Consider the following 23,174-nt stretch of genomic DNA (forward strand, 5'->3'; position numbering starts at 1 on the left):
AGTACAAACCATTGACACCCTCACCCTCCGGGCCCTACACCTGGGAGACATGAGCCCAGTACACCGCACCCCGCAGCGAACGGCACCGGGTGATCGCGCGCTCGACTCCCTCACCTTCACCCTGGACCGTACGAGCCCGGTGCCGCTGTACTACCAGTTCGCCCGGCAGCTGGAGGCGGCCATCGAACACGGCACGCTGACGCCGGGCAACCTGCTGGGCAACGAGGTCGACCTCTCCGTACGGCTCGGCCTGTCCCGGCCCACCGTGCGCCAGGCCATCCAATCCCTGGTCGACAAGGGGCTGTTGGTGCGCCGCCGCGGGGTGGGCACGCAGGTCGTGCACAGCAAGGTCCGGCGGCCGCTGGAACTCAGCAGCCTCTACGACGACCTGGACTCGGCCGGGCAGGTCCCGACCACCCGGGTGCTGCGCAACGAACGGATCCAGGCACCCCCGGAGGTGGCCGCGGCCCTCGACCTCGCCGAGGCCGCCGAGGTCACCGTGCTGGAGCGGCTGCGCTGCACCCACGACCGGCCGGTGGCGTTCCTGTGCAACTACCTGCCCGCCTCCCTGCTCGAACTTCCCACGGAGCGGCTGGAGTCGACGGGTCTGTACCGGATGATGCGGTCCGCCGGGATCGTCCTGCACAGCGCCCGCCAGTCCATCGGCGCCCGCAGCGCGACGGCCGGCGAGGCCACCCTGCTGGAGGAGAGGGAGGGCGCGGCCCTGCTCACCATGCGGCGCACCGCGTACGACGTCACGGGCCGGCCGGTGGAGTACGGCAGCCATGTGTACCGGGCGTCGAGGTACGCCTTCGACTTCCAGCTGCTGGTCAGAACCTGAACCGCTGGTCAGCACCCGAAGCGGAACCACCCGTGTTCGCACAGCCCCCTCGGCCGCCCGCGCCGTGGAGGCTGTCGGCTCTGTGCTCCGGTGAACACGCAGGTAACGATGACGATTACGTTTCGGGCAAGAGACCGCCCAGTGGGGGCCGACCTATTGACGCATGAGCGGACATGGGGCTGTTATTACGCCCACGATGTTCGGTCGAGTTGGTTTCTGAGCGGTTTCGAAAACCTTTCGTTGATCAACTCATCCCCTTCACCGAGCCCTGCATTCCTCAGGAGCCGCCATGCGCCTCTCCCCCTCCGGTCTCTCCGTTCCGGGTCCCAGCCGACGTTCGGTCCTGCGCGGAGCGGGCAGTGCCGCCCTGCTCGCCGGTGCCGGCATACCCCTGCTGTCCGCCTGCGGAGGCAGCGGTTCCTCCTCCGACCCGAAGACCGTCACCCTCGGCTCCAACGCCTCGGACGCGGTGCCGAAGAAGGCGTTCGCGAGCGTGTACGCCGACTTCAAGAAGCAGTCCGGCATCACGGTCGCCGTCAACACGAAGGACCACAACACCTTCCAGGAGCAGATCAACTCGTATCTGCAGGGCACGCCGGACGACGTGTTCAACTGGTTCGCCGGGTACCGCATGCAGTTCTTCGCGGCGAAGGGCCTGGCCTCGCCGATCGACGACGTGTGGCAGAAGATCGGGGACAACTTCCCGGAGGCGATGAAGAAGCTCAGCAAGGGTGAGGACGGCAAGTACTACTTCGTGCCGCTGACGACGTACCCCTGGGCGATCTTCTACCGCAAGAGCGTCTTCCAGCAGCACGGCTACAAGATCCCCGCCAGCTGGGACGAACTCGTGGCCCTGTGCAAGCAGATGAAGAAGGACGGCCTGGTCCCGATCGCCTTCGGCGACAAGGACGCCTGGCCGGCCATGGGCACCTTCGACCAGATCAACTTCCGCCTCAACGGCTACGACTTCCACGTCCAGTTGATGGCGGGCAAGGCCTCCTGGACCGACGCCAAGGTGAAGGCCGTCTTCGACCACTGGAGCGAGCTCCTCCCCTACCACCAGGACGGCTTCATGGGCCGTACCTGGCAGGACGCCGCACAGACCCTGGTGTCGAAGAAGGCCGGCATGTACCTCCTCGGCTCCTTCGTCGCCCAGCAGTTCACCAACAAGGCGGACCTGGACGACCTCGACTTCTTCCCCTTCCCGGAGATCAACTCCGCGTACGGCCAGGACACGGTCGAGGCGCCGACGGACGGCTTCATGGTGAGCAAGTCCCCGAAGAACCACGACGGTGTGGTGAAGCTGCTGGAGTACCTGGGCACCCCGGCCGCCGAGGAGCTGTACCTGAAGACCGACCCGAGCGTGGTCGCCGCCTCCAGCAAGGCCGACACCTCCGCCTACTCGGCGCTGCAGAAGAAGGCGTTCGACATGATCGGCAACGCCAAGACGCTCACGCAGTTCATGGACCGCGACTCCCGCCCCGACTTCACCTCCACGGTGATGCAGCCCGGTCTGCAGAAGTTCCTGCAGAACCCCAAGGGCGTGGACAGCCTGCTGTCCTCCATCGATCGCCAGAAGAAGCAGATCTTCGCGTCCTCGTGAGCGGCCCGATGACGACCGATACGACGACGAAGACCCCGGAGGCGGCCGCCGTGCCGCCTTCGGGGCCCGCGCTCGAGAAGAAGCGGGCCACGCACGGCCACCGCCGTCTGCTGACCCGCCGTGACCGGATCACGCTCGGCCTGATGGCGGGCGTGCCGACGATCCTGCACGTGGCCCTGGTGTGGGTCACCGCCCTCGCCTCGATCTTCCTCGCCTTCACCACCTGGGACGGCATCGGGTTCGACTCGATCAAGTGGGTGGGCCTGGAGAACTTCAAGCAACTCTTCAGCGACAACCCGCAGTTCTGGCCGGCCGTCCAGCACAACGTCATCTGGTTCGCCGTACTGATCCTGATCCCCACGCCGTTCGGCCTGTTCCTGGCCGTCCAGCTGGACAAGCGGATCCGCTTCAGCCGGGTGTACCAGACCGCGTTCTTCCTGCCGGTCGTCATCTCGATGGCCTGCATCGGCTTCGTCTGGCAGCTGGTCTACAACCCGGACACCGGCCTGATCAACAGCATCATCGGGGCCAACAAGCCCGGCCACTACATCGACTGGATCGGCGACCCGCACCTCAACCTGTGGGCGGTCCTCATCGCCGCGTCCTGGCGGCACACCGGCTACATGATGATCCTGTACCTGGCCGGCCTGAAGAGCGTCGACCCCTCGCTGCGGGAGGCGTCCGCGCTGGACGGCGCGAACGAGTGGCAGACGTTCAAGAGCGTCATCTTCCCGACCCTGCGCCCGACCAACACGGTCGTGCTGGTCGTCACGATCATCGAGGCGCTACGCGCCTTCGACCTGGTCTTCGTCTTCAACAAGGGCGCCCAGGGCACCGAGTTGCTGTCGATCCTGGTCACCAACAACATCATCGGCGAGTCCAGCCGCATCGGCTACGGCTCCGCCATCGCCGTCGTCCTGCTGGTGATCTCCCTCGCGGTGATCATTCCGTATCTGATCGCCACCTTCCGGAAGGAGCGGCGCGCATGAGCAGCACCACTGTGCCGCTGAAGCGGCGCGCCCCGGTCCGTCCGGCCCGCGTCCTGCTGCACGTCTTCCTCGCCGGCACGGCGCTGGCATGGCTGGCGCCGCTGCTGTGGGCGATCTTCTCGGCGCTGCGGCCGTACAGCGAGACCAGCGCCAAGGGCTATGTCTCCTGGCCGGACAAGCTGACCTTCGCGAACTTCACGAACGCGTTCCAGCAGTCCGACATGCTGCACTACTTCGGCAACACGCTGATCATCGCGGTGCCGGCCGTACTGCTGACCCTGTTCCTGTCGTCCTGCGTGGCGTTCTACGTCAGCCGGTTCGACTTCCGCCTGAACCTCGCCCTCCTGCTGGTCTTCACGGCCGGCAACCTGCTCCCGCAGCAGGTCATCATCACCCCGCTCTACCGGCTGTACCTGCTGACGAACCTGCCGGGGATCACCCAGAGCGGCAAGCTGTACGACTCCGCGCTCGGCCTGGTCCTCATCCACGTGGCCTTCCAGTCGGGTTTCTGCGCCTTCGTGCTGAGCAACTACATGCGCTCGCTGCCGCACGAGCTGACGGAGGCCGCGCTGGTCGACGGCGCCTCCGTGTGGCGGCTGTACTGGCAGATCACCCTGCCGTTGTGCAAGCCGGCGATGGCGGCGCTGGCAACCCTGCTGTCGATCTGGATCTACAACGACTTCTTCTGGGCGCTGGTGCTGATCTCGACCGGTGAGAACATGCCGATCACCTCGGCCCTGAACAACCTCTCCGGCCAGTACTTCACCGACCCCAACCTGGTCGCCGCGGGCTCCCTGCTGACCGCGATCCCGACCCTGGTCGTCTACTTCGCGCTCCAGCGCCAGTTCGTCAGCGGTCTGACCCTGGGCTCCAACAAGGGCTGACCCGCCCGCACGTGAAAGAGAACGACGTGAAGCGCACCCTGGCCGTCCCCGGCCTCCCCTACGGCGGCGACTACAACCCCGAGCAGTGGCCCGAGGAGGTGTGGGCCGAGGACATGCGCCTGATGCGCGAGGCCGGGGTGAACCTGGTCAGCGTCGGCATCTTCTCCTGGGCGCTGCTGGAACCGTCCGAGGGTGTGTACGACTTCTCGCACCTGGACAAGGTCCTCGGCCTGCTGCACGAGAACGGCATCGCCGCCGACCTGGCCACGCCCACGGCGGCGCCTCCGGCGTGGTTCTTCCGCGCCCATCCGGAGGCGCTGCCGGTCGACCGCGACGGCCGCGCGCTCTCCTACGGCAGCCGGCAGACCTTCTGCCCGTCCTCCCCCGCCTACCGCGAAGCCGCCCTGCGCATCGCGGGCGCGCTCGCCGAGCGGTACGCGGACCACCCGGCACTGCGCATGTGGCACGTGCACAACGAGTACGGCTGTCACAACGCGGCCTGCTACTGCGACACCAGCGCGGCGGCCTTCCGACGCTGGCTGAGGGCCCGCCACGGCGACGACCTGGCGGCCCTCAACGCCGCCTGGGGCACGCGGTTCTGGAGCCAGTGGTACCACGACTGGGAGGAGGTCCTGCCGCCGCGCGCCACCGGCGCCGTGCCCAACCCCACGCACCAGCTGGACTGGCGCCGGTTCTGCTCCGACGAGCTGCTGTCGCTGTGCGCGGCGGAACGGGACGTCCTGCGGGCGAGCGCCCCCTCGGTCCCGGCCACCACCAACTTCATGGTGATGTCCGGCTTCGACGCGCTCGACTACTGGCGCTGGGCCCCGGAGCTGGACATCGTCTCCAACGACCACTACCTGATGTCCACGGACCCCGAGTCCGAGATCGACATCGCGCTGAGCGGCGACCTGACCCGCTCCCTGGCGGGCGGCCCCTGGCTGCTGATGGAGCACTCAACCGGCGCGGTGAACTGGCAGCCCGTCAACCGGGCGAAGAGGCCGGGCGAGTTGCGCCGTAACGCGCTCGCACACGTGGCACGCGGCGCCGACGGCATCGCGTACTTCCAGTGGCGGCAGTCGAAGGCGGGTGCCGAGCAGTGGCACTCGGCGATGGTGCCGCACGCGGGGACCGACAGCCGGATCTGGCGGGACGTGGTGCGGCTGGGCGCGGATCTGCGGGCCCTGGCCGAGGTCCGGGGCAGCACGAGTCCGGCGGAGGTGGCGATCGTCTGGGACTGGGACGCCCGCTGGGCCCTGGAACTGCCCTCACAGCCGAGCGGCGAGCTGCGCTACGCGGACCTGGTCCGGTCCTGGTACGAGCCGCTGTGGCGGTCGGGCGTGGCCGTGGACTTCGTACGGCCCGGAGCGGACCTGGCCGCCTACCGCCTGGTGCTGGTCCCGAACCTATATCTCGTCGACGAGGACGGGGCGGCGAACCTGACGGCGTACGCCGAGCACGGCGGCACCCTCGCCGTGGGTTTCCACAGCGGGGCCGTGGACGAGAACTGCCATGTACGGCTGGGCGGTTACCCGGGCGCCTTCCGCGAGGTGCTGGGCGTCCGCTCGGACGAACCGTTCCCGCTGCTGCCCGGCGAGCAGGTGGCGCTGGCCGGTGCGGTGCCGGACGGGGCGACCGGCACGCTGTGGTCGGAGCGGCTGCGGCTGGAGGGCGCCGAGGCGGTCGCGGCGTACGCGGACGGCCCGCTGTCGGGCGTTCCCGCGCTGACCCGCCGGTCCTACGGCGCGGGCGCCGCCTGGTACCTGGCCACGCTGCCGGACCCGGCCACACTGACCGCGCTGCTGGACCGCATCCGGGGCGAGGCGGGCGTGGAGCCGGTGCGCACGGCCCCGCCCGGCGTGGAGGTGGTCCGCAGGCGCGGTCCGGAGGCGGACTATCTGTTCGTCATCGACCACACCGGCCAGGGCGCCGAACTGGCGGTCGCCCCAGGCTCGTCGGAGCTGCTGACGGGCAAGGAGACGGCGGGCACGGTCACGGTCGCACCGGGCGATGTGGCGGTGGTGCGGGAGCCACGCACCCGGTGATCTTCACCGGGCGGCACCCTGCGAAGACGGCCTGACCCGCGTGCGGTTGAGCCCGGCGCGGACGCGTGCGCGGTCCGCTCCGGCGGTCCGGGCGAAGACGGCGATGGCCCGGCGCAGGCCTGCGGCAGACCGTCGGCCCCGGCCCGTGCGCGGCTCCCCGACCGTCCCCGCACATGATCGAGGGGCTGCTTCGCATACCTTCGAAGCAGCCCCTGACCTGCGCTTCCGCAAGTCGGGACGACAGGATTTGAACCTGCGACCCCTTGACCCCCAGTCAAGTGCGCTACCAAGCTGCGCCACGTCCCGATGCGCTCACTCGCGGTGACCCGCGTGATCGCGCGAACAGCACTTTACCCCACGTCCGGGGTGGGCCGAAGAGGGCCCGCCCGCCGAGCGGGGGACAATCGGCCGTATGACGAGTGCGGGCGCATCGGATGCCAGGGACCGGGACGTGGAGGGGCGGGCGCGCAACGCCCGGCCCCGGGACGGGCTCGGCCGGCCGCTGCCCTATGGCACGGAGGGCGTGCCACGGCAGCCGGAGGGTGTCGTGCGGGCGCCGGAGCAGACGGTCGCCGAGGCGCAGACGCTGCTGGACGCCGGGAGGCCGTTCCACGCCCACGAGGTGTTCGAGGACGCCTGGAAGTCGGGGCCCGAGGAGGAGCGCACGCTGTGGCGGGGGCTGGCCCAGCTGGCGGTCGGGCTCACGCACGCGGCGCGCGGGAACGCCGTCGGCGGGGCCCGGCTGCTGCGGCGGGGCGCGGGGGCGCTGGGGGAATGGGAGACGGAGCGCGGCGAGTACCGGCCGTACGGGATCGATCTCGCCGGGCTGGTCCGGTGGGCGCGGGAGCTGGCCGGGCGGCTGGAGAGCGGGCACGGGCCCGTGGCCGCCGGGGAGGAAGCACCACGGCTCGGGCCCTGACCGGCCCCTGATCGCCGTGCGTGTGGACGCGGTGCACCCGCTGTCAGTGGTATGCGGCAGACTCGGGGCGTGCGAAAGATTCATGTCATCGGTATCGGCGCGGGCGACCCCGAGCAGCTCACCCTGCAGGCCGTCAGGGCGCTGCGGAGCACGGACGTGTTCTTCCTGCTCGACAAGGGCGAGGTGAAGAGCGATCTCACCGAGCTCCGCCGGGACATGCTGGACGCGCATCTGCCCGAGGGGACCTACCGGGTGGTGCAGGCCCGTGACCCGGAGCGCGACCGGAAGGCCGGCGGGGCGGCGTACTCGCCGGCGGTGGAGGACTGGCGCACCGCCCGCGCCGGGATCTACGAGCGGCTGATCGCCGAGGAACTGGGCGAGGACGGCACCGGCGCCTTCCTGGTGTGGGGCGATCCCGCGTTGTACGACAGCACGCTCGGGATTCTGGAAGAAGTGCTGGCGCGCGGCGCGGTCGTGTTCGAGTACGACGTCATACCGGGCATCAGCAGTGTCTCCGCGCTGGTCGCCCGCCACCGCACGGGCCTGAACCGGGTGGCGCGGCCGGTGCAGATCACCACCGGCCGGCGGCTGGCCGAGGGCTTCCCCGAGGGCGTGGACGACGTGGTCGTGATGCTGGACGCGCACCAGGCCTTCCGGCGGTATGCCGGGGAGGACATCGACATCTACTGGGGCGCGTACATCGGCACCGCGGACGAGATCCTGGTCTCCGGCCCGATCGCCGAGGCCGGTCCGCGCATCGAGCGGGTGCGGGCCGAGGCACGCGAGCGCAAGGGCTGGATCATGGACACCTATCTGCTGCGCCGCAACCCCGGGGACGTTTGACGGCCGCCGCACGGAAACCCCCGGCCGCATGACGGTCTGCGGCGCGGAAGAACCCGAGGACTCCCGGCGGTACCCGGGCCGTCCCGCCCGGATCAAGGTCGCCAAGGACCGGGACGAGGTTCTGCGCACCGTCGACCGGATCCGGGAGAAGGTCCTCACCCGCGGCTGAGGCCGAGCCGCTCCAGTACGCCCGCCACGTCCCGCACCGCCGTCACACCCTGCGGGAGCGGAGGGCGGCGTACGACCACGACGGGCAGCCGGTGTTCGCGCGCGGCGGTGAGTTTCGCGGCCGTCGCCCCGCCGCCGCTGTCCTTGGTGACGAGGACGTCGATCCGGTGGACGCGCAGCAGTTCCGTCTCCTCGGCCACCGTGAACGGGCCACGCGCGAGGACCAGTTCGGTGTCGGGCGGTACGGGCGGCTCGGGCGGCTCCACCGAGCGGACGACGAAGTGCAGGTCGGTCAGGGAGGCGAAGGCCGCGAGGCCCAGGCGTCCGGTGCTGAGGAAGACCCGCCGGCCGAGGCCGGGCAGCGCCTCGGCGGCCGCGGCCAGGGTCGGCACGTCGTACCAGCGGTCGCCGGGGCCCGGCCGCCAGCCGGGGCGGCGCAGCACCACCGCCGGCACTCCGGTGGCCGCCGCCGCACGGGCGGCGTTGGCGGTGATCGACTCGGCGAAGGGGTGGGTGGCGTCGACCAGGGCGTCGACGTGATGCCTGCGCAGCCAGTCGGCCAGGCCCCCCGGTCCGCCGAAGCCGCCGATCCGCACCTCGCCCGCCACCGCACCCGGCCGCGAGACCCGGCCGGCCAGGGACGTGGTGACCCGGATACCGGGCCGGGCGGCGAGGTCGGCGGCGAGGCGGCGGGCCTCGGTGGTGCCGCCGAGGATCAGGATGTGCGCGGGCATAGGGGTGAGCGTACGAGGTGGTACGGGCCGAACCGGCGTGCGGGTCGCTACGGTCTTCGGTCATGGAGGTCATTCGATCCGTGCGTGCCGTCCTCGTCGACATCGACGGTGTCCTCACCGTCTCCTGGCGGCCGCTGCCGGGGGCGGTGGAGGCGTTGCGGAGCATCCGCGCGGCCGGACTCGGGGTGGCGCTGGTGACGAACACGACGTCCCGGACCCGGGCGTCCATCGCCGAGACGCTGGGCGGGGCCGGTTTCGACGTGCGCGCGGAGGACGTCCTCACCGCGCCCTCGGTCACCGCCGCCCATCTGGCCGAGCACTTCCCGGGCGCCCGCTGTGCGCTGCTCAACAGCGGGGACATCGCGGAGGACTTCGGTGAGGTCACCCTCGTGGACGAGGATCCCGAGGTCGTCGTGTTCGGCGGTGCCGGGCCGGAGTGGGACTACGCGGCGCTCGACCGGGTGTTCGGCCACCTCCAGCGGGGCGCGCGGCTCGTCGCCATGCACCGCAACCTGTACTGGCGGACCGACGCGGGACTGCAGCTGGACTCGGGGGCCTTTCTGCTCGGGCTGGAGAAGGCCGCCCGCATCGAGGCGGAGGTGACGGGCAAACCGTCGGCGGCGTTCTTCGAGGCGGCGCTGGCCCGGCTCGGGGCCGACGCGGGGCAGGCGCTGATGGTGGGCGACGACGTGGAGTCGGACGTGCTCGCGGCGCAACGGGCCGGGCTCACCGGGGTGCTGGTGCGGACGGGAAAGTTCCAGCAGGAGGCGCTGGAGGAGGCGGGCGGCACCCCCGACCATGTCCTGGACTCCTTCGCTGACGTTCCGGCGCTGCTGGGGCTAGCGCAGTAGCAGCTGGACGCCGCCCACGACCGTCGCCGCGATCACGAGTTGTTCGAAGAGCCGCTGGTTGATCCTGTGCACCGCCCACTTGCCGAACAACGCGCCGGGCACGACGAACACCGCGAGCGCGGCGTCAAGGAGCAGCGAGCGCCCGCCGATCAGCCCGAGACCCGCGCTGAACGGCACCTTGGACACGTTCACGATCAGGAAGAAGAAGGCGGAGGTGCCGAGGAAGCCGAGCTTGCGGAAGCCGGCGGAGAGCAGATACAGCGACATCACCGGGCCGCCCGCGTTGGCGACCATCGTGGTGAACCCGCCCAGCACGCCGTACGCGCGTGCCTTCATCCGGCCCGCCCGGCTCGTCACCCCGTCCGGCCGGCCGGTCGCGTCCCCCGTCTCCCGCCGGCGCCGCCGCCACAGCGTGACGCCGGCCATCAGCAGCAGGATCGCGCCGATCGAGGTCCGTACGATCCCGTCGTCGGCCCACATCAGGAAGAGCGTGCCGACCACGACGCCCGCCGCGACGGCCGGGAACAGCCGCCAGAGGGTGGGCCAGTGAGCGTGCCGCCGGTAGGTGAGGACGGCGAGCACGTCACCGGCGATCAGGACCGGGAGCAGCACGCCGGTGGAGGCGCGGGCCGGCAGGACGGCCGCGAAGATCGCGAGGCTCACCGTGTTGGCCCCGCTCACCGCTGTCTTGGAGAAGCCGACGAGCAGGGCCGCGAAGGCGAGCGCGGCGAACTCCCAGCCGGATATGTGCCAGAGCGTCATCGTGTTCATGCGGGGACCGATGCTATGTCCGGACAACCCTCCGGCGTAAGGACCGTCTCGCCTGGTGATCCCTGGCGCCCTAGGCCCGGCCCGCGTACCGCGCCCGGAGTTCCCGCTTCAGCACCTTCATGCTGGGTCCCAGCGGCAGCGCCTGCGCGAACTCCAGGCGCCGCGGGTACTTGTGCCGGCCGAGGTGTTCCTTGGACCACTCGGTGATCACGGCGGCGTCGGGGGCGGCGCCCGGTGCCGGTACGACCACGGCGCAGACCTCCTCGCCGTGCAGCTCGTCGGGCAGGCCGATGACCGCGACCTGGGCGATCGACGGGTGGCGCATCAGGACCTCCTCGACCTCCCTCGGGTACACGTTGTAGCCGCCGCGGATGATGACGTCCTTCTTGCGGTCCACGATGGTGAGGAAGCCCTCGTCGTCCTTGGTGCCGAGGTCGCCGGTGCGGAACCAGCCGTCGACCAGGGCCTCGGCGGTGGCCTCGGGCCGGCCCAGGTAGCCGGAGAAGACGTTGTGGCCGCGGATGACGACCTCGCCCAGCTCGCCGGGCGGCAGCAGCTCGATGCGGCCCTCCACCTCGGCACGCGCGATCTCCACGTCGACGCCCCACAGCGGGTGGCCGATGGTGCCGGCCCTGGTGCCGAAGACGGGCTGGTTGACGGTGGCGGTCGGCGATGTCTCCGACAGTCCGTAACCCTCGTAGACCTTCGCCCCGAAGGCGTCCTCGAACCGCTCCAGTACGGCGACGGGCAGTGAGGCCCCGCCGGAGACACAGACCCGCAGCTCGGGCAGCCGCTCCGCCTGCCCCGCCGCCGCCGCGAGGGCGACGTACATGGTCGGCACCCCGTGGAAGGTGTTCACCCCCTCGTCGGCCATCAGCTCGATGGCGCGGGCCGCGTCGAAGCGGGGCAGCAGCACGAGCGTGGCGCCCGCCCGCCAGGTGGAGTTGAGCGACACCGTCTGCCCGAAGGCGTGGAACAGGGGCAGCGCGCCGAGGGCGATGTCGTCGGGGCGGATGTCGTTGGCGTCGAAGGCGTTGACGGTCGCGTTCATCACGAGGTTGAAGTGGCTGAGCACGGCGCCCTTCGGCACGCCGGTCGTCCCGCTCGTGTAGAAGATCACCGCGGGGTCGTCGGCGGCGCGGGTGACGTACGAGGGCAGCGGCTCGGCGTCGGCCGCGAGCCGGTCGAACTCCGCCCCCAGGGTGACCGTCCGGACCCCGAGGGCGTCGGCGGCGGCCCGTCCGGTCTCCGCCTGGGCCGGGTGGACGAGCAGCAGGGTCGCCCCGCTGTCCTTCAGCACGTGCTCGACCTCACCGGCCGACAGCAGCAGGTGCACCGGTACGACGACCGCGCCGGCCGCGGCGATCGCGTAGTAGGCGACCGGGAACTCGGCGGTGTTGGGCGCCATGAGGGCGACCCGGTCCCCCGGCCTGACGCCGAGGCCGGTGAGCGCGCCCGCCCGGGCGAGGGACCGCCGCCACACGTCGCCGAAGGTGAGCCGCAGTTCGCCTTCGACGAGGGCGGTCTTGCCGGGACGTCGCCTGGCGTTCTCGGCGAGGATGCTGGCGACGGACAGGGTTGCCATGGAGTACTGCTCCGTTTCCTTGCTGCGGCTGATCCGAAGAGTCCCTGGGAGGGGAACGCATGCCGAGGTGCGTCAGTGCCTTTCGACCAGCACCGCGCTCCCCTGCCCCACGCCGACGCACATGGTCGCCAGGCCCCGCTCGGCGCCCGTGCGCCGCATCCGGTGCAGCAGCGTCGTCAGGATGCGCGCGCCCGAGCAGCCGAGCGGATGGCCGAGCGCGATGGCGCCGCCGGTCGGGTTGACCAGGTCGGGGTCGATGCCCAGCTGGTCGACGCAGGCGAGTGCCTGCGCGGCGAACGCCTCGTTGAACTCCGCTTCCTGGAGGTCGGCGACGTCCCAGCCGGCCCGCGCCAGCGCCTTGCGGGTGGCGGGCACCGGACCGATGCCCATCACGTCGGGGTGGACCCCGGCGGAGGCCCCGGCGACATAGCGGCCCAGGGACTCCAGACCCAGCTCGTTGAGGGCCTCCTCGCTGACCAGCAGCAGGCCCGCCGCGCCGTCGTTCATCGGCGAGGCGTTGCCCGCGGTGACCGTGCCGCCCTGCCGGAAGACCGGCTTCAGCCTCGACAGCTTCTCCAGCGAGGTGTCCTCGCGGACGCACTCGTCCTGGTCGACGACGACGCCGTCGGGGCGCTCCACGGCCAGGAGTTCGTCGTCGAAGTGCCCGTCCTTGCGTGCGGCGGCGGCGAGCCGGTGGCTGCGCAGGGCGAACGCGTCCTGGCGGTCCCGGGAGACGCCGTAGCGCTCGGCGACCTCCTCGGCGGTCTCGCCCATGGACAGCAGGCCGTGCAGGTCCTTCATCGCCGGGTTGACCAGGCGCCAGCCGAGCCGGGTGTCGTACGTCTCGATGCGCTGCGGCAGGGCCTCGTCGGGGCGGGGCAGCACGAAGGGGGCGCGGCTCATCGACTCGGAGCCGCCCGCGATCACGATGTCGGCCTCGCCGGCGGCGATGGTGCGGGCGGCGGTGGTGACCGCCTCGAGGCCGGAGGCGCACAGCCGGTTGACGGTGGCCCCGGGCACGGAGTCGGGAAGGCCGGCGAGCAGGGCGGCCATGCGGGCGACGTTGCGGTTGTCCTCGCCGGCCTGGTTGGCCGCGCCCCAGTAGACGTCGTCGATCCGGGCGGGGTCGAGCCCGGGAACCTCGGCCACCAGATGGCGGATCACGGTCGCCGCCAGGTCGTCGGGCCGGACGGTGGACAGGGCTCCACGCAGCTTGCCGATGGGGGTGCGGCGGGCGGCCGCGAAGTGGACGGGACGCACGGCTTCGACTCCTGACCTGCGACTGATCTACGACACTGTCGATCAGCGGACCACACGAGGACACTTAATTAGCACTGCTAGTTTTGGACTATAGACCCCCGACCGGCCCGCTGGGAAGATCCCACCGGACCTTCACCGAGCCCGCCGGAGGAGACATGCCCCACGTCCACGCGCACACCCTCGACGGCACCCGTGGCCCGATCGCCGTACGCGAGTGGCCCCATCCGGCACCGCGCTACCTGGCGTTGATCGTGCACGGATACGGCGAGCACGCGGGCCGGTACGACGAGCTCGCCGCCGTCCTCACCGGGCACGGGGCGGCGGTGTACGGCCCCGATCACGTCGGTCACGGAAGGTCGGCCGGGGAACGGGTGCTGATCGAGGACTTCGAGGACGTGGTCACCGACGTGCACCGCGTGACGGACCTGGCCCGGTCCGCGCACCCCGGCCTGCCGCTCGTCCTGGTCGGCCACTCGATGGGCGGACTGATCGCCTCGCGATACGCCCAGCGGTACGGCCACGAACTCAGCGCGCTGATCCTGTCCGGCCCGGTGATCGGCGCCTGGGAGCTGCCGGGCCGGCTGCTGGCCCTCCCGGAGATCCCGGACACCCCGGTCAGCCCGGCCGCGCTCTCCCGGGACCCGGCCGTCGGTGCCGCCTACGCGGCCGACCCGCTGGTGTGGCACGGTCCGATGAAGCGGCCGACCGTGGAGGCGTTCGCCCGCGCCCTGGAGACCGTCGACCGGGGCGGGGACATCGGCCCCCTGGCACTGCTGTGGCTGCACGGGGGCGACGACCGGCTGGTGCCGCTGCCCGGCAGCCGGACGGGCGTGGAGCGGCTGGCCGGCCCGCGGCTGACCGAGCGGATCTTCGCCGGGGCGCGGCACGAGGTCTTCCACGAGATCGACAAGCAGGCGGCCTTCGCGGAGGTCCTCCGTTTCCTGGATCGGTCGCTGCCCCGCTGATCAGGCCTGTTTGTTCCCGGGGGCACTGGGCACCCGCCCTTGCGGACACGACCGTACAACTGGTGAAAGGGGAAGGACGCAGCATGACGGTGGTGAGGAGCACCCTGCCCGAGGAGGCACTCGGCGTCACCGGGACCGCCCTGCAGGAGACCCTGGTGGACCTGCTCGGACTCTCGCTGGTCGGCAAGCAGGCGCACTGGAACATCGTGGGCCCGCGGTTCCGGTCGATCCATCTCCAGCTCGACGAGGTGGTGGCGACGGCCCGCGCCCACTCCGACACGGTCGCCGAGCGCGCCGCCGCGCTGGGCGTGCCGCCGGACGGCCGGCCCGAGACGGTCGCCGCGGCCTTCGCGCTGCCCGGCGCCAAGGACGGCTGGCTGCGCGACACCGAGGTGGTGGAGCTGATGGTGTCCTCGCTCGAGGCGGCCATCGGCCGGCTGCGCGAGCGGATCGCGGCCACGGAGAAGCCCGACCCGGTCACCCAGGACCTGCTGATCTCCATCACCGCGGACCTGGAGAAACAGCGCTGGATGTTCGAGGCCGAGAACCAGCCGCGCGGCGACGCCTCCAGCTAGCACGACACCTCCGCACGGAAGGGGAAACCATGGCCGACGCCCTCGAACTCGACGCGCTGTGGGAGGACTTCCACCGCGTGGTCAACATGACCTCGGCGGAACTCGCGGCCTGGCTCAGGGTCCGTGACGCCCACGAGGAGACGGAGCCCCTGCCCGAGGACGCGGGCTCCCCAACCGGGCAGCATGTCCTCTCCATCCTCCAGAAACGCCGTACCGACCTCACCGACGACGACATCCGCGTGATGCACAAGGTCGTCGACACGGTCGGAGACCTGGTGGACATGGAGGACGAGCCGGAGCCGGAGACGGCGTCCGAGGACACCGGCCGCCGGCACCGGCTGATGACGCTGGGCCACGACCCGCTCAAACCGTAGCCATGAACCGCGACGAACGGGTCCTGCGCGAGCTGCTGTCCGGGTACGGGCAGACGTACGCCGAGGAGGCGGGCATCCGTCTGAAGGACACCCCGCAACCGCTGTACCGGCTGCTCGTGCTGGCCCTGTTGCTCAGCACCCGGATCCGCGCCTCGGTCGCGGTGGCCGCCGCGCGCGAGCTGCACGAGGACCACCTCGACAGCCCGCGCCGGATGGCCGACGCCGACTGGCAGCAGCGGGTGGACGCCCTCGGCCGGGGCGGCTACCGGCGCTACGACGAGCGCACCGCCACCCAGCTCGGCGACGGCGCCGAGCTGTTGCTGGACCGCTGGGCCGGTGACCTGCGCCGGCTGCACGAGGAGGCGGACGGGGACACCGGCGCACTCAGGCGGCTGCTCCAGGAGGAGCCGGGGGTCGGGCCGGCCGGCGCCGACATCTTCCTGCGCGAGGCCCAGCGCGTGTGGCCGGAGGTCGCCCCCTATCTGGACGGCAAGGCGCTCTCCGGGGCGCAGCGGCTCGGCCTGCCGAAGGACCCCGACCGGCTCACCGAGCTCGCCGGGGACGCCGAACCGGCCGTTCTGGCGGCCGCGTTGGTGCGCGCCGCACTCGACAAGGAGGTGGCCGAAGACTGTCTCCGCCGCGCGTCATGATCGTGCCAGACTGCTCCTCGCGACTGACGGGAGCGAAGGAGCAGCACGTGACGGGGACCGAGCCGGCCGCACAGCACATCGACACCACACGGCCGCATCCGGCCAGGGTGTACGACTGGTTCCTCGGCGGCAAGGACAACTATCCCGTCGACGAGCAACTGGCCCGCAGGATCACGGCGATCGACCAGGGAGCGGTCCGGGCGGCCCGGGCCAACCGGGCGTTCATGCACCGGGCGACGCGGGCGCTCGCCGAGGACGGCGTCCGCCAGTTCCTGGACATCGGCACCGGCATTCCGACCGAGCCGAACCTGCACCAGATCGCCCAGTCGGTGGCGCCGGACGCGCGGGTGGTCTACGTCGACAACGACCCGATCGTGCTGGCCCACGCGGGCGCGCTGCTGCGGGGGACGCCCGAGGGGGTGACGGAATACGTGCAGGCCGACGCCCGCGATCCGGGCGCGATCCTCGAACGGGCGGGCCGCGTGCTGGACTTCGGCCGTCCGGTGGCCCTGTCCCTGATCGCGCTGCTGCACTTCGTCGCCGACGAGGACGGCGCGCACGACGTGGTGTCGGAGCTGGTCGAGGCGCTGGCGCCGGGCAGTTGCCTGGTGCTGTCGACGATGACGGCCGACTTCGAGCCGGAGAACGTCGAGCGGGGCATCGCCGCGTACGCGGCCGGCGGAGTGACCCTGGTCGCGCGGTCCCGCGACGAGGTGGCCGCCTTCTTCAAGGGACTCGACCCGCTGGAGCCGGGCGTCGTACCGGTCGACGAGTGGCGCCGCGAGCAGGCCCCGGACGGGGCGGGACCCGTCTCGCTGTACGGCGCGGTGGGCCGCAAGCCCTGACCCCCTGCGCCGCCGCGGCGCGTCGCGTCGGGGAGGCCGGCGGCGCGGAACCGGGTCGAGATCCCGGCACGGGCCCCATGGCACGGGTACGCCCGCCCGGACAGCGGAGCTACAGGCCCAGGACGCGGGAGATCGTCCGCAGCACTCCGTTGTCGTTGTTGGACGGCGCCAGGTGGCGGGCGCGGCGGACGACCTCCGGGTGGGCGTTGGCCATGGCGAAGGACCAGTCGGCGGCGTCCAGCATCTCCAGGTCGTTGAGGTAGTCGCCGAAGACCATGGTCTGCGCGGGCGTGATCCCGAGGGCGCGCTGCAGGCCACGCAGCGCGGTGCCCTTGTTGGCGGTGCGGTTCATGACGTCCACCCAGTGTTCGCCGGAGACGACGACCTGGTGGGTGGCGGCGAAGGGGGCTAGGGCCGGGGCGGTGGAGGTCTCGGCGGGCCCGAAGTCGAACAGCGCGACCTTGATCACGTCGTCGTCGACGGCGGTGACGTCCTCGACGATCCGGCGTTCGACGTAGTATCTGCGCACCTCCGCCAGGAACGCCTCGTCGGTCCGCTCGACGTACGCCGCCCGCTTGCCGCACACCACGGCGCCGACGTCCACGCCCTCCGCGACCAGCCGCCGTACCGTCCGGGCGATCCCGGCGGCCACCGGCGGCCGGAGGATGTCGGAGCTGAGCTCCACGCCGTCACGGACCACGTACGTGCCGTTCTCCGCGATGAACACCATGCCCTCGGCGACCTCGGCGAACTGCCGGGCCAGCGTGGCGTACTGGCGGCCGCTCGCCGGGCTGAACAGCACGCCGCGCCGACGCAGTTCGGCGAGCATCGGCCACAGCCCGTCGGGGATCCGCTTGCGGTCGTCCAGCAGCGTGCCGTCCATGTCGGTCACGATCAGCCGGATGTCGGCGGGGCCGGCGGGCAGGCCGGGGAGGTCCAGGAGGGGCACGGGCGTGGCGGGCATGTCCTGCTTCCGGTCGGGTACGGCGTACCGGTCCAGTGTTCCTCATGCGCCGAAACGTCCCGGAGCCGCCCCGAACCGCCCACGGTGTGCATTTCCCGGGACAGCGCGATCAAGGGGCGGCACAATGACGACGGAGGACCGCAACCGTCAGAAGGGCGCCGACGTGACCGAGGGCCACTCCCCGACGGCTGGACCGGAGAACCTGAACACCTCCGTGGCGCACAACGCCCGGGTGTGGAACTACTGGATCGGCGGCAAGGACAACTACGAGGTCGACCAGCGGGTCGCCGAGCACGTCGCCGGGATGTTCCCGGTGATCCGGGCGGTGGCCCGCGCGGACCGGGAGTTCCTGGCCCGGGCGGTGCGGTTCCTGACCGCGGAACGCGGGACGCGGCAGTTCCTGGACATCGGCACGGGCCTGCCGACCGTGGACAACACCCACGAGATCGCGCAGCGGATCGCCCCCGAGTCACGGATCGTGTACGTCGACAACGACCCGATCGTGCTGGTGCACGCCCGCTCGCTGCTCACCAGCTCGCCGGAGGGCGTCACGGACTACATCGACGCCGATGTGCACGACCCGGAAGCCATCCTGCAGCGCGCCGCCGAGACCCTGGACCTGACCCGGCCGGTCGCCCTGATGATGCTGGGCATCCTGAACTTCGTACTGGACACCGGCCAGGCCCGGGCCATCGTGCGGCGGCTCATGGCGGCGCTGCCCCCCGGCAGCCACCTGGTCCTCACCCACCCGACCTACGACGGTGACGTGGGCGGCGAGGGGAACGTGCCCGCGATGGAGTTCTGGAACGCCAACGCCACTCCGCCGATCATCGCCCGCAGCCGGGAGGAGATCGCCGGCTTCCTCGACGGCCTGGAGGTGGTCGCGCCGGGTCTGGTGCCCTGCTCGCAGTGGCGCGCCGGGACGGCCGCCGCCGCGGTGCCGCAGTTCGGCGCCGTGGCCGTGAAGCCCTGACGCCGGCAGCGGGCGGACCGACGCCCGGGAACACGACGACCGACGCGGAGGAGGACGTATGGCCGAGGAGGACGGATGACCAGCCTTGCCGACCCCGTGCCCGGCGGGCGCCCGGAGGATCTGCGCCGGGTCGCCGCGGTCACGGCCGACCTCGCCGCGCGGAGCGTGCGCGGGATCGTGCTGGCCCATGTGGACACCGCGGGTGTGTGCCGGGTGAAGACGATCCCCACGGCGCGGCTGGAGGCGGCCGTGGCCTGGGGGGTCGGCATGTCCCCGGTGTTCGACACCTTCCTCGCCGACGACTCGATCGTCACCACCGACGTCCTCGGCTCCCCGGACGGCGACCTCAGGCTCTATCCCGACCTCGACCAGCTGGTCGCCCTGGCCGGACAGCCCGGCTGGGCGTGGGCTCCGGTGGACCGGATCACCCAGGAGGGAGACAGGCACCCCGGCTGCGCCCGGACCTTTCTGCGCCGGATCGTGGCCGACGCCGCCGAACGGCACGGCCTCGCCTTCAAGGCGGCGATCGAGGTCGAGTGGGCGGTCGGGCTCGGCTCGGCGCCCGCCGGGGAGTTCGTGCCGGCGGTGTCCGGCCCGGCGTACGGCGCGATCCGGCAGGTCGGGCTGAGCGACTTCACCGCCGACCTGCTGGCCGCGCTCGCCGCCCAGGACGTGCCCGTCGACCAGCTCCATCCCGAGTACGCCGCCGGGCAGTTCGAGGTTTCGGTGGCCGCGCTGGACCCGGTGGCGGCGGCCGACCGCAGCGTGCTGGTGCGGCAGACGATCCGGGCCGTCGCCGGGCGCCACGGCCTGCGGGTCTCGTTCTCGCCCGCGGTGTCCGCCGAGGGCGTCGGCAACGGCGGCCACGTCCATCTGTCCTGCTGGCGGGACGGTGGGAACCTGCACGCGGGCGGCGCGCGCCGGTACGGCATGACGCCCGAGGCGGAGTCCTTCGCGGCCGGGATCCTGGCCCGCCTGCCCGCGCTGACGGCGGTCACCGCACCGAGCCCGGCCAGCTATCTGCGGCTCAGACCCTCCCAGTGGGCCGGGGTGTTCACCGCCTGGGGCCGGGAGACCCGGGAGGCCGCGCTGCGGGTGATCACCGGCACGACGGGCCGCCGGGAACAGGACGCCAACCTGGAGGTGAAACCGGTCGACCTGGCCGCCAACCCGTATCTCGCCCTCGGCTGCGTCATCGCCGCCGGCCTCGACGGGCTCGCCTCCTCACGCACCCTGCCGGAGGAGATCACCGGCGACCCGGCCCGGTACGGCATGGACGAGGCGGCGGCCCTCGGGGTACGGCGGCTGCCGCAGTCACTGCCGCAGGCCGTCGAGGAGTTCCGCACGGACCAGGTGCTGCGGACGGCGCTGGGGCCGGTCCTCGCCGACGCGGTGACCGCCGTACGGCTCGGTGAGGCGGCGGCCGTCGAGGGCCTGGACGACGCGCGGGTGGCGGCAGCCTACCGCTGGGTGTACTGACCATGGCCACGCCGGGACCGGTCCACGAGGCCCTCGCCGAGCTGGAGTTGGTGGACCACCACTGCCACGGCGCGGTGACGGCCGACCTCGCGCCCGGGGAGTTCGCCTCGCTGCTGACCGAGGGCGAGGCCTGGCCGGGTGTGTCGCCCTTCGACACCCCTGCCGGTGTGGCCGTACGCCGCCACTGCGCACCCCTGCTGGACCTGCCGCGGCACGCGCCCCCGGCCGACTACGCGGCCCGCCGTTCGGCGCTCGGGTGGCAGGAGGTCAACCGGCGCTTCCTGCGTGCCGCGCGGGCGGAGGCGTTCTTCGTGGACACCGGTTACGCCCCGCATCCGCTCACCTCCCCCGCCGAGCTGGCGGAGGCCTCCGGCGCGGCCGCGCACGAGGTCGTACGCCTGGAGCAGGTGGCGGAGGCGGTGGCCGCGCGGGGTGTCGAGCCCGGCGAGTACGCGACCGTCTTCCGCACGGCCGCCGAGAAGGCCGTACGGCGGCCGGGCGTGGTGGCGGTGAAGTCGGTGGCCGCCTATCGCACCGGCTTCGCCCTGGACCCGGCGCGCCCGACGGCAGCCGAGGTGGCCGAGGCCGCCCGGCACTGGCTCACGGCCGGCGGCCGCCTCGCCGACCCGGTCCTGGTGCGGCACCTGCTGTGGACCGCCGTGGACCTCGGCCTGCCGCTGCAGCTGCACACCGGCTTCGGGGACGCCGACCTGCGGCTGCACCACGCCGACCCGGCCCTGCTGACCGACTGGCTGCGTCTGACCTCTGGCGCGGTCCCGGTCCTGCTGCTGCACTGCTGGCCCTACCACCGCCAGGCCGCCTACCTGGCGGCGGTGTTCGAGCAGGTGTACCTGGACGTGGGCCTCGCCCTGCACCACACGGGCCCCGCCCGCTGCCGCGCGGTGCTGGAGGAGGCCCTGGAGATCACCCCGTTCCGCAAACTGCTGTACAGCTCCGACGCCTACGGGGTGGCCGAATTCCACCACCTCGGCGCCCTCTGCTTCCGGCAGGGGCTCGCCGATCTGCTGCAGGCCCGTGTCGACGCCGACGAGCTGAGCCTGCCCGACGCCCTGCGGATCGCGGCCTGGACCGGCCGCGACAACGCCCTGCGCCTCTACGGACTTCCCGTATCCGACCCGGCCCGCGACACCGGCGGACGCCCCACCCGGAAAGTATGATCAAGCAATGTCTGACATGACCGAGACGACGCCCGGCTGGCTGTCCACGGACGAGCTGGAAATGGCCAGGGCCCGGATGCCGATCCTGTACGTCGAGGCCGTGCCCGTGCGCGTGGACGACAGCGGCGAAGTCACCAGCATCGGACTGCTGCTGCGCATCGGCCCGGACGGGACGGTCAGCCGGACCCTGGTCTCCGGCCGCGTCCTGCACCACGAGCGGGTCCGCGACGCCCTGCTGCGCCACCTCGAGAAGGACCTCGGCCCGGTCGCGCTGCCCCGTATCCCCACCTCGCTCCAGCCCTTCACCGTCGCGGAGTACTTCCCGACTGCCGGGATCACGCCGTACCACGATCCGCGCCAGCACGCGGTCTCCCTCGCCTACATCGTGCCGGTCACCGGTGACTGCCGCCCCCGGCAGGACGCGCTGGACCTGGTGTGGTTCAGCCCCCAGGAGGCCGCCTCCCCGGCGGTGCAGAGCGAGATGCCGGGCGGGCACGGGGTGCTGCTGAAGCAGGCGCTCGCGCACGTGGGTCTCGCGTACTGATCCGGCGGCCGCCTGACCTGCCTGTCTATCAGGACCGTCAGGCGGCGGGCCAGGGGTTTCCGTGACGCGTTCAGGTTGCTTTCAGGTTCGCGGCCACCCGTGGCAACAGCTGCACCAGAAGCCCCAAAACAATGGCAAAGGCATCTGGGGAAACGTCAGTTGGGCGTGCGAAGGTGCGGGCCATGAGCACAGAGCACGTCCTCGACGACCGGCCCCGCGGTCACGTACGCGCGCGCATACGCGAGAGCGCGAACAAGGTGCCGGAGGTGACCGTCTACTTCTGGATCATCAAGGTCCTCACCACCGGCATGGGCGAGACCGCCTCCGACTTCCTGGCCCACCTGCTGGGCCCGATCCCGGCGGTCGGCCTCGGCGGTCTGGCGTTCGCGGCGTCCCTCGTGCTCCAGTTCGCCGTCCGCCGGTACGTGGCCTGGATCTACTGGACGGCGATCGTCATGGTCAGCGTGTTCGGCACGATGGCCGCGGACGTGCTCCACGTGGGACTCGGCGTCCCGTACACCCTGTCCACCCCGCTGTTCCTCGTCATCCTGGCGGCCGTCTTCGCCCTCTGGTACGCCTCCGAGCGCACCCTGTCCATCCACTCCATCCGCACCCGGCGCCGGGAGCTCTTCTACTGGGCGGCCGTCCTCGCCACGTTCGCGCTGGGCACCGCCGCGGGCGACCTCACCGCGACCATCGGCCTCGGCTACCTGGGCTCGGCCGTCCTGTTCGCCGTGGCGATCTGCGTCCCGGCCGTCGCCCACCGCGGCGGCCTGCTGGGCGCGGTGACCGCGTTCTGGACGGCGTACGTCATCACCCGCCCGCTCGGCGCGTCCCTCGCCGACTGGATGGCGCTGCCGGCCAGGCGCGGCGGCCTGGACCTGGGCCTCGGTCCGGTCACCCTGTCCTGGACGGTGGCGATCGTCGCCTTCGTGGCGTTCCTGGCGGTGTCCCGCCGGGACACGGAGCCCGCGGCCTGACACCCTCGATCCGCGCGTACGGAGCCGGTGCACCCACGGTGCACCGGCTCACGCGTTTCCGAGTGCGTACCCGGCGGGACGCCCGCGCGGGCGCTCGCCGCTCGCGACGGACGGGGCCGTACGGCTCGGGCGGCCGTGACATGCTCTGACGAGT

24 protein-coding genes and 1 tRNA gene are annotated in these 23,174 nt (G+C 71.9%); 19 read left to right on the plus strand and 6 right to left on the minus strand.

Annotated features, from left to right (window positions below):
* Positions 1-49 precede the first annotated feature (49 nt).
* The 5 genes from AB0L59_RS39180 to AB0L59_RS39200 all read left to right on the plus strand — a co-directional run bounded on the left by AB0L59_RS39180 (position 50) and on the right by AB0L59_RS39200 (position 6,362).
* The gene (locus tag AB0L59_RS39180; RefSeq protein ID WP_365592088.1) at positions 50-841 is read left to right on the plus strand and encodes a GntR family transcriptional regulator; all 792 of its coding nucleotides are present in this window, start codon (positions 50-52) and stop codon (positions 839-841) included.
* Positions 842-1,130: 289 nt separating this feature from the next.
* Complete coding sequence (locus AB0L59_RS39185) at positions 1,131-2,444, plus strand: ABC transporter substrate-binding protein (RefSeq protein WP_365592091.1); 1,314 nt, start codon at positions 1,131-1,133, stop codon at positions 2,442-2,444.
* Between the two features lie 8 nt (positions 2,445-2,452).
* Positions 2,453-3,433 carry a sugar ABC transporter permease gene (locus AB0L59_RS39190; protein WP_365592094.1) on the plus strand — a complete coding sequence of 327 codons (981 nt, stop codon included), beginning with the start codon at positions 2,453-2,455 and terminating at the stop codon, positions 3,431-3,433.
* Positions 3,430-4,317 carry a carbohydrate ABC transporter permease gene (locus AB0L59_RS39195; protein ID WP_365592097.1) on the plus strand — a complete coding sequence of 296 codons (888 nt, stop codon included), beginning with the start codon at positions 3,430-3,432 and terminating at the stop codon, positions 4,315-4,317. The genes AB0L59_RS39190 and AB0L59_RS39195 overlap by 4 nt, the downstream gene beginning before the upstream one ends.
* Before the next feature lie 26 nt (positions 4,318-4,343).
* On the plus strand, positions 4,344-6,362 hold the full coding sequence (locus AB0L59_RS39200; RefSeq protein WP_365592100.1) for a beta-galactosidase: 2,019 nt from the start codon (positions 4,344-4,346) through the stop codon (positions 6,360-6,362).
* A gap of 232 nt (positions 6,363-6,594) precedes the next feature.
* Here the strand turns inward: AB0L59_RS39200 and AB0L59_RS39205 are convergent.
* Positions 6,595-6,668: transfer RNA gene (locus AB0L59_RS39205), tRNA-Pro, on the minus strand.
* Between the two features lie 106 nt (positions 6,669-6,774).
* Here AB0L59_RS39205 and AB0L59_RS39210 point away from each other — a divergent pair.
* The 3 genes from AB0L59_RS39210 (at position 6,775) to AB0L59_RS39220 (ending at position 8,293) form a co-directional block, all read left to right on the plus strand.
* Positions 6,775-7,281, plus strand: a complete 507-nt coding sequence (locus AB0L59_RS39210; protein WP_365592103.1) for a DUF309 domain-containing protein — start codon at positions 6,775-6,777, stop codon at positions 7,279-7,281.
* 69 nt (positions 7,282-7,350) lie between these two features.
* The gene (gene cobF, locus AB0L59_RS39215; RefSeq protein WP_365592106.1) at positions 7,351-8,124 is read left to right on the plus strand and encodes a precorrin-6A synthase (deacetylating); all 774 of its coding nucleotides are present in this window, start codon (positions 7,351-7,353) and stop codon (positions 8,122-8,124) included.
* Between the two features lie 28 nt (positions 8,125-8,152).
* Entirely contained in the window at positions 8,153-8,293 is a 141-nt protein-coding gene (locus AB0L59_RS39220; RefSeq protein ID WP_365592109.1) for a hypothetical protein, read from the plus strand.
* Here AB0L59_RS39220 and AB0L59_RS39225 read toward each other — a convergent pair.
* Entirely contained in the window at positions 8,280-9,026 is a 747-nt protein-coding gene (locus AB0L59_RS39225) for a cobalt-precorrin-6A reductase (RefSeq protein ID WP_365592112.1), read from the minus strand. The genes AB0L59_RS39220 and AB0L59_RS39225 overlap by 14 nt on opposite strands.
* A 71-nt stretch (positions 9,027-9,097) precedes the next feature.
* Here AB0L59_RS39225 and AB0L59_RS39230 point away from each other — a divergent pair, with 71 nt between their 5' ends.
* Positions 9,098-9,877, plus strand: coding sequence for an HAD-IIA family hydrolase (locus AB0L59_RS39230; protein ID WP_365592187.1), 780 nt, complete (start codon positions 9,098-9,100; stop codon positions 9,875-9,877).
* Here AB0L59_RS39230 and AB0L59_RS39235 read toward each other — a convergent pair.
* From AB0L59_RS39235 to AB0L59_RS39245, 3 genes are all read right to left on the minus strand, one after another.
* Positions 9,866-10,648 (minus strand): sulfite exporter TauE/SafE family protein, encoded by a 783-nt coding sequence (locus tag AB0L59_RS39235; protein WP_365592115.1) that lies wholly within the window; start codon positions 10,646-10,648, stop codon positions 9,866-9,868. The two genes, AB0L59_RS39230 and AB0L59_RS39235, sit on opposite strands and share 12 nt — an antisense overlap.
* A 70-nt stretch (positions 10,649-10,718) precedes the next feature.
* Positions 10,719-12,233 (minus strand): long-chain fatty acid--CoA ligase, encoded by a 1,515-nt coding sequence (locus AB0L59_RS39240; protein WP_365592117.1) that lies wholly within the window; start codon positions 12,231-12,233, stop codon positions 10,719-10,721.
* 72 nt (positions 12,234-12,305) lie between these two features.
* Positions 12,306-13,493 carry a thiolase family protein gene (locus AB0L59_RS39245; protein ID WP_365592120.1) on the minus strand — a complete coding sequence of 396 codons (1,188 nt, stop codon included), beginning with the start codon at positions 13,491-13,493 and terminating at the stop codon, positions 12,306-12,308.
* Between the two features lie 155 nt (positions 13,494-13,648).
* Here AB0L59_RS39245 and AB0L59_RS39250 point away from each other — a divergent pair, with 155 nt between their 5' ends.
* The 5 genes from AB0L59_RS39250 (at position 13,649) to AB0L59_RS39270 (ending at position 16,902) form a co-directional block, all read left to right on the plus strand.
* On the plus strand, positions 13,649-14,458 hold the full coding sequence (locus AB0L59_RS39250; RefSeq protein ID WP_365592122.1) for a lysophospholipase: 810 nt from the start codon (positions 13,649-13,651) through the stop codon (positions 14,456-14,458).
* Between the two features lie 83 nt (positions 14,459-14,541).
* Positions 14,542-15,033: a DNA starvation/stationary phase protection protein gene (locus AB0L59_RS39255; protein WP_365592124.1), complete on the plus strand. Its 492-nt coding sequence runs from the start codon at positions 14,542-14,544 to the stop codon at positions 15,031-15,033.
* A 29-nt stretch (positions 15,034-15,062) separates the two neighbouring features.
* A complete protein-coding gene (locus AB0L59_RS39260) occupies positions 15,063-15,407 on the plus strand; it encodes a DUF3140 domain-containing protein (RefSeq protein ID WP_365592127.1) in 345 nt (114 codons plus the stop codon).
* Between the two features lie 2 nt (positions 15,408-15,409).
* The gene (locus AB0L59_RS39265; RefSeq protein WP_365592129.1) at positions 15,410-16,057 is read left to right on the plus strand and encodes an endonuclease; all 648 of its coding nucleotides are present in this window, start codon (positions 15,410-15,412) and stop codon (positions 16,055-16,057) included.
* A gap of 47 nt (positions 16,058-16,104) precedes the next feature.
* The gene (locus AB0L59_RS39270; RefSeq protein ID WP_365592132.1) at positions 16,105-16,902 is read left to right on the plus strand and encodes an SAM-dependent methyltransferase; all 798 of its coding nucleotides are present in this window, start codon (positions 16,105-16,107) and stop codon (positions 16,900-16,902) included.
* A gap of 109 nt (positions 16,903-17,011) precedes the next feature.
* Here AB0L59_RS39270 and AB0L59_RS39275 read toward each other — a convergent pair whose 3' ends face one another.
* Positions 17,012-17,866 carry a Cof-type HAD-IIB family hydrolase gene (locus AB0L59_RS39275; protein ID WP_365592134.1) on the minus strand — a complete coding sequence of 285 codons (855 nt, stop codon included), beginning with the start codon at positions 17,864-17,866 and terminating at the stop codon, positions 17,012-17,014.
* Between the two features lie 163 nt (positions 17,867-18,029).
* Here AB0L59_RS39275 and AB0L59_RS39280 point away from each other — a divergent pair, with 163 nt between their 5' ends.
* The 5 genes from AB0L59_RS39280 to AB0L59_RS39300 all read left to right on the plus strand — a co-directional run bounded on the left by AB0L59_RS39280 (position 18,030) and on the right by AB0L59_RS39300 (position 23,020).
* On the plus strand, positions 18,030-18,839 hold the full coding sequence (locus AB0L59_RS39280; protein WP_365592190.1) for an SAM-dependent methyltransferase: 810 nt from the start codon (positions 18,030-18,032) through the stop codon (positions 18,837-18,839).
* Positions 18,840-18,914: 75 nt separating this feature from the next.
* Entirely contained in the window at positions 18,915-20,318 is a 1,404-nt protein-coding gene (locus AB0L59_RS39285) for a glutamine synthetase family protein (RefSeq protein ID WP_365592136.1), read from the plus strand.
* Positions 20,319-20,320: 2 nt separating this feature from the next.
* The gene (locus tag AB0L59_RS39290; protein ID WP_365592139.1) at positions 20,321-21,496 is read left to right on the plus strand and encodes an amidohydrolase family protein; all 1,176 of its coding nucleotides are present in this window, start codon (positions 20,321-20,323) and stop codon (positions 21,494-21,496) included.
* Between the two features lie 16 nt (positions 21,497-21,512).
* Positions 21,513-22,040, plus strand: coding sequence for an NUDIX hydrolase family protein (locus AB0L59_RS39295; protein WP_365592193.1), 528 nt, complete (start codon positions 21,513-21,515; stop codon positions 22,038-22,040).
* A 182-nt stretch (positions 22,041-22,222) separates the two neighbouring features.
* On the plus strand, positions 22,223-23,020 hold the full coding sequence (locus AB0L59_RS39300; protein ID WP_365592142.1) for a hypothetical protein: 798 nt from the start codon (positions 22,223-22,225) through the stop codon (positions 23,018-23,020).
* Positions 23,021-23,174 lie beyond the last annotated feature (154 nt).

It is taken from the genome of Streptomyces sp. NPDC052109 (assembly GCF_040680195.1).
GTDB lineage: Bacteria > Actinomycetota > Actinomycetes > Streptomycetales > Streptomycetaceae > Streptomyces.